The organism is Amycolatopsis sp. WAC 04169, from assembly GCF_003947535.1.
Lineage (GTDB): Bacteria > Actinomycetota > Actinomycetes > Mycobacteriales > Pseudonocardiaceae > Amycolatopsis > Amycolatopsis keratiniphila.
On sequence record NZ_QHJI01000022.1, the window covers coordinates 1 to 13,752 of the forward strand.

The 13,752-nt window shown below is 68.2% G+C and carries 13 protein-coding genes; 9 read left to right on the forward strand and 4 right to left on the reverse strand.

Annotation, left to right across the window (positions count from 1 at the left end; all coding sequences use genetic code 11):
* Positions 1 to 335 precede the first annotated feature (335 nt).
* Positions 336 to 1,382, reverse strand: a complete 1,047-nt coding sequence (locus tag DMC61_RS40300; RefSeq protein ID WP_199750224.1) for a LacI family DNA-binding transcriptional regulator — start codon at positions 1,380 to 1,382, stop codon at positions 336 to 338.
* Between the two features lie 179 nt (positions 1,383 to 1,561).
* On the opposite strand from DMC61_RS40300, the gene DMC61_RS40305 reads away from it, so the two are divergent.
* The 5 genes from DMC61_RS40305 (at position 1,562) to abc-f (ending at position 7,961) form a co-directional block, all read left to right on the forward strand.
* On the forward strand, positions 1,562 to 2,863 hold the full coding sequence (locus DMC61_RS40305) for an ABC transporter substrate-binding protein (protein WP_125695685.1): 1,302 nt from the start codon (positions 1,562 to 1,564) through the stop codon (positions 2,861 to 2,863).
* A 3-nt stretch (positions 2,864 to 2,866) separates the two neighbouring features.
* Entirely contained in the window at positions 2,867 to 3,847 is a 981-nt protein-coding gene (locus DMC61_RS40310; RefSeq protein ID WP_125695686.1) for a carbohydrate ABC transporter permease, read from the forward strand.
* A complete protein-coding gene (locus tag DMC61_RS40315) occupies positions 3,844 to 4,701 on the forward strand; it encodes a carbohydrate ABC transporter permease (RefSeq protein WP_125695687.1) in 858 nt (285 codons plus the stop codon). The genes DMC61_RS40310 and DMC61_RS40315 overlap by 4 nt, the downstream gene beginning before the upstream one ends.
* A complete protein-coding gene (locus DMC61_RS40320) occupies positions 4,698 to 6,107 on the forward strand; it encodes a GH1 family beta-glucosidase (protein WP_370456454.1) in 1,410 nt (469 codons plus the stop codon). The genes DMC61_RS40315 and DMC61_RS40320 overlap by 4 nt, the downstream gene beginning before the upstream one ends.
* Before the next feature lie 234 nt (positions 6,108 to 6,341).
* Entirely contained in the window at positions 6,342 to 7,961 is a 1,620-nt protein-coding gene (abc-f, locus tag DMC61_RS40325) for a ribosomal protection-like ABC-F family protein (protein ID WP_125695688.1), read from the forward strand.
* Between the two features lie 644 nt (positions 7,962 to 8,605).
* On the opposite strand, the gene DMC61_RS40330 is transcribed toward abc-f, so the two are convergent.
* Positions 8,606 to 8,950, reverse strand: a complete 345-nt coding sequence (locus DMC61_RS40330) for an MmcQ/YjbR family DNA-binding protein (RefSeq protein WP_016334665.1) — start codon at positions 8,948 to 8,950, stop codon at positions 8,606 to 8,608.
* Between the two features lie 131 nt (positions 8,951 to 9,081).
* Here DMC61_RS40330 and DMC61_RS40335 point away from each other — a divergent pair, with 131 nt between their 5' ends.
* Both DMC61_RS40335 and DMC61_RS40340 read left to right on the forward strand, forming a co-directional pair.
* Positions 9,082 to 9,711 carry a class I SAM-dependent methyltransferase gene (locus DMC61_RS40335; protein WP_016334666.1) on the forward strand — a complete coding sequence of 210 codons (630 nt, stop codon included), beginning with the start codon at positions 9,082 to 9,084 and terminating at the stop codon, positions 9,709 to 9,711.
* Between the two features lie 2 nt (positions 9,712 to 9,713).
* Entirely contained in the window at positions 9,714 to 10,508 is a 795-nt protein-coding gene (locus tag DMC61_RS40340) for a glycosyltransferase (RefSeq protein WP_199750225.1), read from the forward strand.
* On the opposite strand, the gene DMC61_RS40345 is transcribed toward DMC61_RS40340, so the two are convergent.
* A complete protein-coding gene (locus DMC61_RS40345) occupies positions 10,426 to 11,022 on the reverse strand; it encodes a TetR/AcrR family transcriptional regulator (RefSeq protein WP_125695689.1) in 597 nt (198 codons plus the stop codon). The two genes, DMC61_RS40340 and DMC61_RS40345, sit on opposite strands and share 83 nt — an antisense overlap.
* A 90-nt stretch (positions 11,023 to 11,112) precedes the next feature.
* Here DMC61_RS40345 and DMC61_RS40350 point away from each other — a divergent pair, with 90 nt between their 5' ends.
* Positions 11,113 to 12,489 (forward strand): cytochrome P450, encoded by a 1,377-nt coding sequence (locus DMC61_RS40350; protein ID WP_125695690.1) that lies wholly within the window; start codon positions 11,113 to 11,115, stop codon positions 12,487 to 12,489.
* A 72-nt stretch (positions 12,490 to 12,561) separates the two neighbouring features.
* Entirely contained in the window at positions 12,562 to 13,014 is a 453-nt protein-coding gene (locus DMC61_RS40355) for a carboxymuconolactone decarboxylase family protein (protein ID WP_125695691.1), read from the forward strand.
* A 5-nt stretch (positions 13,015 to 13,019) separates the two neighbouring features.
* Here DMC61_RS40355 and DMC61_RS40360 read toward each other — a convergent pair whose 3' ends face one another.
* Positions 13,020 to 13,736 (reverse strand): metalloregulator ArsR/SmtB family transcription factor, encoded by a 717-nt coding sequence (locus tag DMC61_RS40360; protein WP_125695716.1) that lies wholly within the window; start codon positions 13,734 to 13,736, stop codon positions 13,020 to 13,022.
* Positions 13,737 to 13,752: the final 16 nt, after the last annotated feature.

Genomic DNA, 13,752 nt, shown 5'->3' on the forward strand with positions numbered 1-13,752 from the left:
CTGCCGCAACGGCCGGTCACTGGAGTTCACCAGCTCGATGGCGTCACGACGGAACTGCTCCGGATACTTCGACCTGCGGGACACCAGGACATCCTCCCTCCAGACCCCTGTCTGGAATCAAGGTGTCCGCCCCCAAGGGGCAACTCCACGTGACTGCCTGGACGACACATGTGTCCCGAGGGACGACTCGCCGTGCCGTCCAACCAGTCACGCGTGTCGTCCAACCAGTCACGCGTGTCGTCCATCCAGTCACGCGTGTCGACCATCTCCGCACAAGGAGCCTCGTGAGTGGCAATTCGGGTTAGAACCCGAAACGCCACTCACGACCCCCCGGCTCAGCTGGAGGCGCGACGCGTGAGCGAGACCGGCAAGATCCGCTGTCGGGGCTTGAGATCCCGGTCGTCCATCACCGCGAGCAGGGTTTCGACCATCGCGTGGACCTGTTCCCGCGGGTCCTGGTGGACCGATGTCAGCGGCGGGTCCATCTCCGGCGCGAGGGTCGCGTTGTCGTCGAAGCTGACGACGGCGACGTCCGCGGGAATCCGCCGTCCGGCGGAATGCAGCGTGCGGAGCGCGCCGAGGGCCATCATGTCGCTGGCCACGAAGACCGCGTCGAGGTCGGGGCGCCGCGCGAGCAGGTTCGACATCGCCTTCGCCCCGCCGGTCAGGGTGAAGTCGCCCTCCTCCATCAGGTCCGCTGGGTCGAGCCCGGCGTCGAGGAGGGTCTTGCGCCAGCCGGAGAGCCGGTCGATCGCCGCACTCTGGTCCTGCGGGCCCGCGATCGTGGCGATCCGCCGGTGGCCGGCCTCGACCAGATGCGCGACGGCGAGCTTCGCGCCGCCCTCGTTGTCGAAGTCGACGACGTGGACACCGCGTTTGAGCCCGGCGGCCTGCCCGCCGTACACCACCGGGATCCTCAACTGCCGCAACGCCTTGGGCAGCGGGTCGGTGCGATGCGGCGCGAACACCAGCACCCCGTCGACGTGCCCGCCGTCGAGGAACCGGACCGTGCGGTCGAGGTCCTCACGGGTGTCGCTGAAGATCAAGACCATCTGACAGCCGATGTCGGCGAGCTCGCGATAGCCCGCACGCATGACCGCGGTGCGGTACGGGTCGTCGAGCAGCCGCGCCTCCGGCTCCGAAAGGACCACCGCGACCGCGCCGGTCCGCTTGGTCACCAGGGATCTCGCCGCCTGATTCGGGGAGTACCCGAGTTCGCGGGCAGCGGCCTGGACCTTCTCGCGGGAGCGCGCGCTGACGTAGCCGTCGTCGTTCAGCGCACGGGACGCCGTCGACCGGCTGACCCCGGCCGACGCGGCGACGTCTTCCAGCGTCGGCCTGCCGTCTTCCCCTGGTCGAGGCCCCACCAGCGCCACCTTCACTCTTCAGTTCCATCCGGACACCGACAGCTTAGTGTCCGGCGGGCCATCGCACTGAGAGCGCTCCCCTGTCGGAAACACTCTCATTACAAGCTATTGACACGGCCAAACCTTGACGACAGACTCTGCCCATCCTGGGAGCGCTCCCATTCTCTCTCACCCCATCAGCAAGGGACTACGACGTGAGAAGCATCCGGAACGGCCTGGTGCTGGCACTGGGTATCACGATGACGACGTTCGGACTGGCGGCGTGCGGCGGTGACGACGACGGCGCGCCCGCCGCGTCGGACCCGAACGCGAAGGTCGAACTGTCACTGGCGACGTTCACCGAGTTCGGCTACGAGGAGCTGATCCCCGAGTACGAGCGGCTGCACCCGAACATCAAGATCACCCATCGCAAGACCGGTCAGGGCGGGCCGTACCACCAGGACCTGATCACGAAACTGGCCGCCGGTTCCGGACTCGCCGACGTCACCGCCGTCGAGGAAGGGCACCTGTCGAACGTCCTCGACAAGGGTTCGAAGTTCAACGACCTGACCAAGATCGGCCCGGGCGAGGTGTCCCCCGACCGCTGGCTCGGGTGGAAGTACGACGCGGCGAAGACCAAGGACGGCAAGGTCATCGGCTACGGGACGGATATCGGCCCGCTGGCCATGTGCTACCGCAAGGACATGCTCGAAGCGGCGGGGATGCCGTCCGACCCCGAAGCGGTCAAACCGCTGTTCGCGACCTGGGACAGCTACTTCGCGGCGGGTGAGCAGTACGTCGCCAAGACCGGCGGGAAGGCGTGGTTCGACTCGGCCGCGCAGAATTTCAACGCCATGGTCAACCAGCTCCCCACCGGCTACATCGGCACCGACGACAAGCTCGCGGTGGAAACCAACCAGGGCATCAAGGACGCGTGGACCAAGGTGACCGGCGCCGTCGCGAAAGGACAGTCGGCCAAGCTCACCGCGTTCAGCAACGAGTGGAACTCCGGGTTCAAGCAGGGCGCCTTCGCCACGAAGGTGTGCCCCGCCTGGATGCTCGGTGTGATCGAGGAGCACTCCGGCCCGGAGAACGCCGGCAAGTGGGCGGTCACCGCGGCGTTCCCCGGTGGCGGCGGCAACTGGGGCGGTTCGTATCTCACCGTGCCCACGCAGTCGAAGCACCCGAAGGAGGCGGCCGAACTCGCCGCCTGGCTGACCGCGCCCGAGCAGCAGATCAAGGCGTTCAAGGCGAAGGGCACCTTCCCCAGCCAGGCCAAGGCGCTGGAGGACCCGGCGCTGCTGAGCGAGACCGACGCGTACTTCGGTGGCGCCAAGATCGGGCAGTTGTTCGCCGAGCAGGCCAAGAAGGTCGCGAAGCCGCAGTACAAGGGCCCCGGTGACGGCCAGATCCAGGAGAACGCGTCAAGCCCGGCACTGCAGGCCGTCGAACAGGGCAAGTCCGCGGCCGAGGGCTGGACGCAACTGCTCGACGCCGCGAAGAAGATCACGCGCTGACCGATGACCGTCGTCGACAAGATCGCGCCGGACGCGGAGAAGGCCGGGGCGCGCACGCCGTCCCGGCCCACCCTCCGCCATCGGCTGAGCCGGTGGGACGTCAAGGTCTCGCCGTACCTCTACATCGCCCCGTTCTTCGTGGTGTTCGGGATCGTCGGGTTGTTCCCGCTGCTGTACACGGCGTACGTGTCCTTGTTCAGCTGGGAGGCGGGCGATGACGATCCCACCTTCATCGGCATGGACAACTTCAAGGAACTGTTCGCCGACACGCAGTTCTGGAACGCGCTCGAGAACACCGTCAGCATCTTCCTGCTCTCCAGCGTTCCGCAGCTGATCATCGCGGTGCTCCTGGCGGCGCTGCTCAGCGCCAGGATCCGCGGGGCGACCGGCTGGCGCGTCGGCGTCCTGCTCCCCTACGCCGCCAGCCTGGTGGCGCTCGGGATCATCTTCGCGAACCTGTTCGGGCCGAAGTACGGGCTGGTCAACGGTCTGCTCCAGACGCTCGGGCTGGACCCGGTCGACTGGCAGGCCGGCCGCTTCAGCAGCCATGTCGCGATCGCGATCATGGTGAACTGGCGCTGGACCGGGTACAACGCGCTGATCGTGCTGGCGGCGATGCAGGCCATCCCGAAGGAACTGCACGAGGCCGCCCTCATCGACGGCGCGGGGACCGCGCGCCGGTTCTTCAGCATCACGCTGCCCTTGCTGAAGCCGACGCTGATCTTCGTCACGATCACCTCGACCATCGGCGGCCTGCAGATCTTCACCGAGCCCAAGCTGTTCGACGCCATGCCGGGCTCGAACAACGGCGGCTCGTCCAACCAGTTCCAGACGGTGACGCTGTACCTGTACCAAACGGCCTTCGAGAACTACGAACTCGGCTACGCCTCGGCGATCGCGTGGGTGCTGTTCGTGATCATCGTGCTGATCGCGCTGGTGAACTTCTTCCTCACCGGCAGGCTCACGGCGGTGAAGAAGAAATGACCACGATCCACAATGGACTCAAACGGGGCGTGTCGGCGCTCGGCAAACCACGCCGGGCGACCTACGTCGTGCTCACGATCTTCGTGCTGGGCTCGCTCTTCCCGTTCTACTGGTCGTTCCTGGTGGCCAGCCGGGACAGCGGGATGCTCACCGAGCGCGTGCCGCCCTTCCTGCCGGGCGGGAACTTCTTCGCCAACGCGGCGAGGGTGTTCGACACGGTGCCGTTCTGGAAGGCGCTCGCGAACAGCCTGATCGTGTCCGGCACGGTCACCCTCACCACGGTGCTGTTCTCGGCGCTCGCCGGGTTCGCGTTCGCCAAACTGCGGTTCCGCGGCCGGAACGGGCTGTTCGTGTTCATCGTCATCACCCTCGCCGTGCCGACCCAGCTCGGCATCATCCCGCTGTTCATGGCCATGTCGGAATTCGGCTGGGCGGGCGGGTTGCAGTCGGTGATCGTGCCGAACCTGGTGACCGCGTTCGGCGTCTTCTGGATGCGGCAGTACACGCTGGACGCGGTGCCGTACGAACTGATCGAGGCGGCCCGGGTCGACGGCTGCAGCATGATCCGGATCTTCTGGAACGTCTGCCTGCCCGCGGTCCGCCCGGCGGCGGCGATCCTGGCGATGTTCACGTTCATGACGTCGTGGAACGACTTCCTCTGGCCGCTCGTGGTGCTGGACGCCGGCAACCCCACCGTCCAGCTGGCCCTGGAGAAGCTGCAGAGCGGTTACTACGTCGACTATTCGCTGGTGCTGGCCGGAACCACCCTGGCCACCATCCCGATCCTCATCGTCTTCCTCCTCCTCGGCCGCCAGATCGTGGCCGGGATCATACAAGGTGCCGTGAAAGGGTGACCATGTCCGCTCATCCCGACAGTGTCCGGGCGAAGACCGCGCTGCTGTTCCCGCCCGGATTCGTGTGGGGCGCCGCCACCGCGGCCTTCCAGGTCGAAGGGGCGACTTCCGCCGACGGCCGGACCGACTCGATCTGGGACGTCTTCGCCCGTCGCCCGGGCGCCGTCGTCGGCGGCGACACCGGGGAGCCCGGCGCCGATCATTACCGGCGCTATGCCGAAGACGTCGACCTGATGCGGCGGCTCGGGCTCGGCGCGTACCGGTTCTCCCTGTCGTGGCCCCGGATCCGGCCCGACGGCGGCGCCCCGAACCCGCGGGGGCTCGCGTTCTACGACCGGCTCGTCGACAAGCTGCTCGAAGCCGGAGTGGAACCCTGGGCGACGCTGTATCACTGGGATCTCCCCCAGTCCCTGGAAGACCAGGGCGGCTGGGCGGCACGCGAGACCGCGTTCCGGTTCGCCGAATACGCCGAAACGGTCGTCGCTCGACTGGGTGACCGTGTGCCGCGCTGGTCCACCCTGAACGAGCCGTGGTGCGCCGCGATGCTGGGCTACGCGCGCGGGATCCACGCGCCCGGAAGGCAGGAACCCCGCGCCGCCGTCGCGGCCGCGCACCATCTGCTGCTCGGGCACGGGCTCGCGATGGACGTCCTGCGGCGGCATGCCCCGGCCGCGTCGTCGGGGGTGACGCTGAACCTGTATCCGGTGTCGGCGGTCGACCCGTCGTCCACTGTGGACGCGGAGGCGGCGCGCCGGATCGATGGCCTGCAGAACCGGTTGTTCCTGGATCAGGTGCTTCGTGGCTCCTACCCCGCGGATCTGCGGGCCGACCTGGCACCGCTCGGCATCGAGGAACTCGTCCGGGACGGCGATCTCGAGACCATCGCCGCCCCGATCGATTGGCTGGGCATCAACTACTACCGCGGCTACCAGGTCGCGGGCACTCCCCTGCCCGGCAGTGAACCGGCGGGCGCCGACTGGCTCGGCGCCCCCGACGTCCATTTCGTCCCCGACGAGGCGGCGCCGCGCACCGACTCGGGCTGGGAGGTCCAGCCGTCGCGGCTCACCGAATGCCTGCTGCAGGTCCACCGCGACTATCGGCCGATCCCGTTGTACATCACCGAAAACGGCGCGTCGTATCCCGACGCGCTGATCGCCGGGGACATCGCGGACACCGACCGGATCGCCTTCCTCGACTCGCATCTGCGCGCCGCGCACGACGCGATCGAGGCGGGCGTCGACCTGCGCGGCTACTTCTACTGGTCGCTGCTCGACAACTTCGAGTGGGCCGAGGGGTATGCCAAGCGGTTCGGCCTCGTGCACGTCGACTACGAGACCCAGCGGCGGACGCCGAAGCGGAGTGCGCTCTGGTATGCCAGAACGATCAGCCTGAACGGGCTGAGCTGAGTCACCCCGCCGGGATTGCGGTGGCCGCGTCCCGGCGGGTCTTGTTATCGTGGAGCGGACCTGATCGAGAAACAGGGAGACCAGACGTGGCAGGTGAAGACGACATCTCCGGGTGAGCCGGAGTTGGCAGGCCACCGGCGTTGACGCCGAAGTGGCCACTTTGTCGTCCCCTTGAAGCCACGTCCACCGCGGTGCTGCCTTGCGGCGCCCGCTGTCTTTCACGAGGTCATTTCCATGTCAGACGCCTTCGTCGTCGTGTCCGCTTTGTCGTTCGCCTGGCCGGACGACACCCAGGTCTTCGACGACCTGTCCTTCACCGTGCCCGGAGGCCGCACCGGCCTGGTCGCGCCGAACGGGGCGGGCAAGAGCACGCTTCTCAAACTGATCGCCGGTGAGCTGCGGCCGCTCTCCGGATCCGTCTCCGTCCAGGGAGTCCTCGGCTATCTTCCGCAGTCGCTGCCGCTCACCGCCGACCTGAACGTGGCCGAAGTGCTGGGCATCGCGCCGCAGCTCGCGGCACTGAGCGCCATCGAGTCCGGTGACGCGAGCGACGAGCACTTCACCACCATCGGGACCGACTGGGACATCGAGGAACGCACCCGCGCGCAACTCGACCGGCTCGGCCTCGACGGCATCTCGCTGGACCGGAGCCTGCGGACGTTGAGCGGCGGGCAGATCATCTCCCTCGGCCTGGCCGCCCAGCTGCTCAAACGGCCGGACGTCCTGCTGCTGGACGAACCGACCAACAACCTCGACCTGGACGCCCGCCGCAAGCTCTACGGCGTGCTCGAGGACTGGTCCGGCTGCCTGCTGCTGGTGAGTCACGACCGGGAACTGCTCGACCGGATGGACCGGATCGCCGAGCTCGACCGTGGCGATCTCCGGTACCACGGCGGGAACTTCACCCAGTACGAAGCGGCGGTCAAGGCCGAGCAGGAGGTCGCCGAACGCAACGTCCGCAGTGCCGAGCAAGAGGTCAAACGCGAGAAGCGGGAGATGCAGCAGGCGCGCGAACGGGCGGCGCGGCGGGCGGGCAACGCGGCCCGCAACCTCGGCAACGCCGGTCTGCCGAAGATCTTCGCCGGCACCATGAAACGCAACGCCCAGGAGTCCGCCGGCAAGGCGAACGAGACGCACGCGGCCCGCGTCAGCGACGCGAAGAACCGTCTCGACGAGGCCGAACGCTCCCTTCGCGACGATCACAAGATCTCGCTGATCCTGCCGGGCACCAACGTCCCCGCCGGGCGCACGATGTTCCACGGCGAGCACATCCAAGTCCGCTACGGCGACCGGAACGTCTTCGCGGGCGACGGCGTCGACCTGACGATCCGCGGCCCCGAGCGGATCGCGCTGACCGGCGGGAACGGTACGGGGAAGTCGACGCTCCTGCGGGTGCTCAACGGCGACCTCGTCCCGGACAGCGGCGTGCTGAAGCGGTCGGAGGGCCGGATCGCGTACCTCTCCCAGCGGCTCGATCTGCTGGACCTCGACCGGACCATCGCCGAGAACTTCGCCACGTTCGCCCCGAGCCTCCCCGAGTCGCAGCGGATGACCCTCCTCGCCCGCTTCCTGTTCCGGGGCGCGCGAAGCCAGCTTCCCGTCGGCGTGCTCTCCGGCGGCGAGCGCCTGCGAGCCACGCTGGCCTGCGTCCTGTTCGCCGAACCCGCGCCGCAACTGCTCCTGCTGGACGAACCGACCAACAATCTGGACCTGGTCAGCGTCGGACAGCTGGAGAGCGCGCTGGGTGCCTATCAGGGGGCCTTCGTGGTGGTGAGCCACGATGAACGGTTCCTGAAGGAGATCAAGGTGGATCGGCGGGTTCGATTGGCCGACGGGGCTCTTGTGGAGTCCTGATTCGGCGGCGGCGGTTGGGTGGGCTGGCTCGTGAGCGGTAAGGACGGTTCTAACCGTCCTTACCACTCACGAGGGCTTTGTTCCGCATTCAGTCGACTAACTGCGGCTCGTTCTCCTCGATCGAATGGAGACAATCCCCCGCAGAAAGAAAAGGTCCCGCTTCCGCTCAGCGAAGGCTGGGGGTTCCTGCGAGCAGGAAGCGGGAGTTTGTGGCCGGTACGGGGGCCGCCTCTCGGCGAGTGGCTCGACACGGCTCCGGCCGGACCGGTATTCCGTGAAGGCGAAGGGTGAGGCCCGGGGGCACCATCCGTACCGACACTCTCTACAACGCTCCACCGCCGGAAATGTTCCCCGGCGGCGAGCCCGGATCGATGTGACCCGCGTCTACAACGAACAAAAAAGACCCGCTCCCGCTCAGCGAAGGCCTGGGGGTTGCCTGCGAGCGGGAGCGGGAGCAAAGGCCGATACGGTGGGCCGCCTCTCGGCGAAAGGCACGACATGGCTCCGGCCGGACCGGTATTCCATGAAGGCGAAGGGTGAGGCCCGGGGGCACCATCCGTACCGACACCCTCTACAACGCCACGACACCGAAAACGTTCCCCACGAAAAGGGTGACGCGCGTCAACACACGAATGCGCTAACGGTCAGCAGGGCGGCGGAACCTGGGCGACGAGTTCCTCGGGAGCGGAAAGCCGCCACGCCTCGTAGACCAATTCGGTGAGCTCGTCGGATTCGATGCCGTCGAGGTAGACCACCACCCAGCCGAATCCCCCGGCCGTGAACTGCACCTCGAAGACGTCGGGCCGTTCGGCCACGAGGGCTTCCTGCTCCGAGAGGGTCTGCTTCAGGCCGACGGTCTGGGTCCGCGGCCAGTAGTAGCCGAACCGCTTCCCGCGCACGCTGTACGACTCCCACTCCTTCGCGTCGGAGCGCTCGACGTCGGCGAGCGTCTTCAGCATCCGGTGGAACTCGTCACTCGACACGCTCATCTGAACCCCAAACCCCAGGAACTCCGTCCGCCCCAGTCTAAACAGCCACTTCCTTTGAGGACGCGAGACGGCGACCCGAGGCAGCGGTAGATTCGCCCGAGGAAGATCCACTCGATCCGGGGAGCTGCGCAATGGACCGACCCGTCACCGCGGCGGAACTGTTCGACGCCATCGGTTCCGACTACGAAGACGTCTTCGGGCGGGCTCCGGCGGTCGACCGGGCGGTGCGGCATCTGCTGGACGCCCTGCCACCCTCGTCGAGGGTGCTCGACATCGGCAGCGGTACCGGAAAGCCGGTCGCCGGGGACCTGTCGTCCGCAGGCCATCGGGTGACCGGGCTGGATGTTTCGTCGGTGATGATCGACATCGCGCGCGAGCAGGTTCCGGCCGCCACGTTCGTGCACGCCGATGTTCGCGAGTGGACCTCGCCACCCGAGACCTGGGAAGCCGTCTGCGCCTTCTTCCCGTTCCTCCAGATGCCCCGCAAGGACACCGAAGCCGTACTCGCCGACATCGCGCGTTGGCTGGTCCCGGGAGGTCTTTTCGCTCTGATCACAATTCCGAAGGACGCCGAGGACGCTCCGGCGGAGTTCTTCAACCACTCGTTCCTGGTGACCAGTTTCGCGCCGGACGACCTCGTCCGGCGGGTCGAGGCGGCCGGGCTGGAGGTCACCGGCACGCACTCCGAGGTCTTCACCGCCGACGAGCCGGGGACCCCGCCGGAGGAACACCTCCTGATCACCGCCCGGCGCCCGGCCTGATCATGCCGACCATCAGCGTGATCACCCCGGTCCATCCGCCGAGCCTGCCGTACCTGACCGAGGCGTACGAATCCCTCGCCGCGCAGGAACTCCCGCCGGGCTGGGCCTGGGAATGGCTGGTGCAGGAGGACGGCGAGACCGGACTGCTCGACGGCGCCCTTCCCGCGGACGCACGGGTGCTGCCCGGCTCGGGCCGCCGGGGCGGCCCCGGGGTCGCGCGGATGATGGCCCTGTCGCGCTCCTCCGGGGAGCTGATCAAAGCCCTCGACGCGGACGACCTCCTGGCGCCCGGGGCGCTCTCGCGGGACATCGCCGCGCTCGCGGACCCCGCGATCGGCTGGACCACTTGCCGGGTCCTCGACCTCCTTCCGGACGGGACCACGGCCGGCTTCGACAGCGACCCCGACGAGGGGCCCATCGAGCGCGGCGCGATCCTGCGGCACTGGCAGCGCAACGGCTACGTCTCGTCGGTGGTGGCCGGGACCTTGTGCATCCGCCGCGAACTGCTGCTGGACCTCGGCGGCTGGATGGCGCTGCCCGCGTCGGAGGACACCGGGCTGATCCTCGCCGCCAACGCCTGCTCGGACGGCTACTTCATCGCCACGTGCGGCATGTTCTACCGCAAGTGGCCCGGACAGGTCACCAAGTCCGCGGCGCACAACGACGACGGCGAGCGGCTCGCGCGGATGAGGCTGATCGAGGAACGCGCCGAGGTCATGTTGGCAGGTCGACGATGTCGAGCAACGCCTTCGCGCACAGATCCCGGATCTCCTCCCGGGTCAGTCTCCGGTACTTGAGCCAGTCGAGGCAGACCGCCACGACGAAGGCCAGCCAACCGCGGACGAGCACCCGCAGGGCCTCCGGTGGCTCGCCGTCCGGGCACAGCACTTCGAGGATGCGGCGGCCCTGTTCGGCGAAGTTGTTGTCCAGGACCTCGCGGACGCCGTCGACGGCGATCGACGTGCCCGAGTGCAGCGCCCGGTACCCGTCCTCGTTGGCTTCGACGTAGCGGAGGTACGCGTCGAGGCCGGCCGTCAGCTGCTCTTCGACCGGCAGCGTGGGGTCGGACTTGGTCATCTCGAGCAGGCGTTCGCCCTGTGACCTGATGACCTCGGTGACGAAGTCCCGTTTCGTCGGGAAGTAGTGGTACAGCAGCCCTCGGGACACTTCGGCGATGTCCGCGACCTGCTCGATCCACACGTCGTCGTACGGCCGCTCCGCGAACAGGCGGGCACCGATCCGCAGCAGTTGTTCCCGCCGCTCGGCGGTGGTCAGCCTGCTGCGGGGCTTCCCGGAAGTACTCGGCGCCATCCGGGCATCGTACTTACTTGACACGGGTTCAGTAACAGGCCACGCTCGCTATTGGATGCCGGTTCAACAGCGCTCACCTGGAGGGGCTCGATGGCCACCGCTCTCCCCCATCCCCCGCGACGGATCCCGCTGATCGGCGACGTGCTCGGCGTCTCGCCGAAGACGCCGGTCCAGGATTCGATGCGGCACGCCGCCGAGCTGGGTCCTGTCTTCGAGCGCAAGGTGTTCGGCCGCAGCATCGTGTTCGTCCACGGCGCCGGGATGGTCGCCGACCTCTCCGACGAGAAGCGGTTCGCGAAGCACGTCACCCCCGCGATCGCGAATCTCCGCCCGCTCGGCGGCGACGGGCTGTTCACCGCGCACAACGAAGAGCCGAACTGGCGGCGCGCGCACGAGATCCTCGCGCCCGCGTTCAGCCGCAACGCCATGCAGCGCTACCACCCCACGATGCTGGCGATCACCCGCGAACTGCTGGCGACGTGGGACAGGGGCGGCGAGGTCGACGTCGCGGACGACATGACCAAGCTGACGCTGGAGACCATCGGGCGGACGGGCTTCGGCTACAGCTTCTCGTCGTTCGAACGCGCCGAACCGCATCCGTTCGTCGCCGCGATGGTCCGCACGCTGCGGCACGCGCAGCGGACGGCGATCCAGCCGCCGGTCATCGGCCCGCTCCTGAGCCGCAAAGCCAACCAGCGCAACGAAGCAGACCTCGCGTTCCTGCACTCCGTCGTCGCCGACGTCATCGAGGCACGCCGGAACGATCCGAGTACCGAAGACCTGCTCGGGCTCATGCTGAACACCACGCAGCCGAGCACCGGCGCGGCACTGGACGAGGACAACATCCGGCACCAGATCATCACCTTCCTGGTGGCGGGCCACGAAACCACGTCGGGCGCGCTGTCGTTCGCCCTGTACTACCTCGCCCGCAATCCGGACGTCCTTGCCCGCGCGCGGTCCGAAGTGGACAAGGTCTGGGGCGAGAACCCGGATCCGTCCTACGAGGAGGTCGCCAAGCTCCGCTACGTCCGGCGGGTGCTCGACGAAGCACTCCGGCTCTGGCCGACGGCGCCCGCGTTCGCCCGCCAAGCCCAGGTGGACACCGTCGTCGGCGGCGAGTACCCGATGCGGAAGGGGCAGTGGGCCCTGGTCCTCATCCCGGCGCTGCACCGCGATCCCGTCTGGGGCGACGATCCCGAGTCCTTCGACCCGGATCGCTTCTCCCCGGAACGCAACCGTGCCCGTCCGGCACACGTCTACAAACCCTTCGGAACCGGCGAGCGCGCCTGCATCGGACGGCAGTTCGCCCTGCACGAGGCGACGCTGGTGCTCGGCATGCTGCTGAGCCGGTACGACCTGCGAAGCGAACCGTCCTATCGGCTGAAGGTGCAGGAACTGCTGACTCTCAAGCCGGAAGGCTTCAAGCTGGAGGTCTCGCTCCGCGATCGCGCGTCGGTGCCCGCCTGAGCGTTGAGCAGGCGGTACGGCGAAACCTGCCCTAGTAGGTCACATCTCCGCTTCGGGATCCGTCAGCACGGTATGGAAACCCGAATCCCGAACCCCGCCCTGTCGAACCCCGCCACGCTCAAGGCCCTGATCGCGCTGTCGGAGTCGGCCGGCGACACCGGTGTCCCGAAGACCACGCACTACCTCATGCACGTCCGCGCGAGCCAGATCAACGGATGCAGCGGCTGCCTCGAGATGCACACCAAGGAGATGCGCAAGGCGGGCGAGTCCGACGAGCGGATCTTCACCGTGGCCGCGTGGCGTGACACGGCCTACTACACCGACGCCGAACGCGCTGCACTCGCGCTGGCCGAGGCCCTCACCCGCATCGCGGACCGGACCGACCCGGTCGACAACGTGGTCTGGGACGAGGCCGCTCGTCACTACGACGAAAAGCAGCTCTCGAGCCTGGTTCTCTCCATCGCCGCCATCAACACCTGGAACCGGCTCAACGTCGCCACACGGCAGATCGCCGGCGCCGCCTGACCGGGTTATTCGGCCTGCCGTAACTCCACACAGCACTCGGCCACGCCGGGGACGAGGGCCGCTTCCACGTTCCCGGCGCGGACGCCGTTCAGGAAACCGGCCAAGAACGCCTGGTTGATCCCGCAGACGAGGTCCGGGGCCTTCGCCGCCAGCGGGTGGAACGGGCAGTTCCGCAGCCGGACGCAGGTCCTGCTGTCCCGGCTCGGTTCGAAACCGTAGCGGCGGAGCATCCCTTCGGCCACGGTGAGCGCGCGTTCGGGGCCGAGCCTGCCGGGCCGCGTCCGCGCGCGTTCCTCCTCGCCCACCGCGAAGCCGCGCTCCCCCGCGACCCGGCGCACCGCTTCCCTCGCGGTCTCGCCGCTCTCTTCGGCGAGCACGGCCTCGGCGAGGATCCCCGCGAGGACCTCGTGCCGCCGTGCGGGAAGCTGGACCTGGATGGTGTCGTCGACGGGTTCGTAGACCTTCGGCCTGCGGCCCACCTTCACCACCGGGCCCGCCGCGAACCCGAATCTGAGCAGGCCGGCGTCCACGAGTTTGTCGAGATGGAAGGCGGCGAGCTTGCGCGAGATCCCCACCGCGGCCGCCGCCTCGTCCCGGGTGACCGGGCGCCGCGCGCGCCGCGCGTAGGCGTACATACCCCGGCGAAGGTCGTCGTCGAGAGCGGCCACCGCGGCGATGGCGGGGACGTCGAGGCCGTCCGGATCGGGCACTGTCACGTACACCACGATATCGCCTATC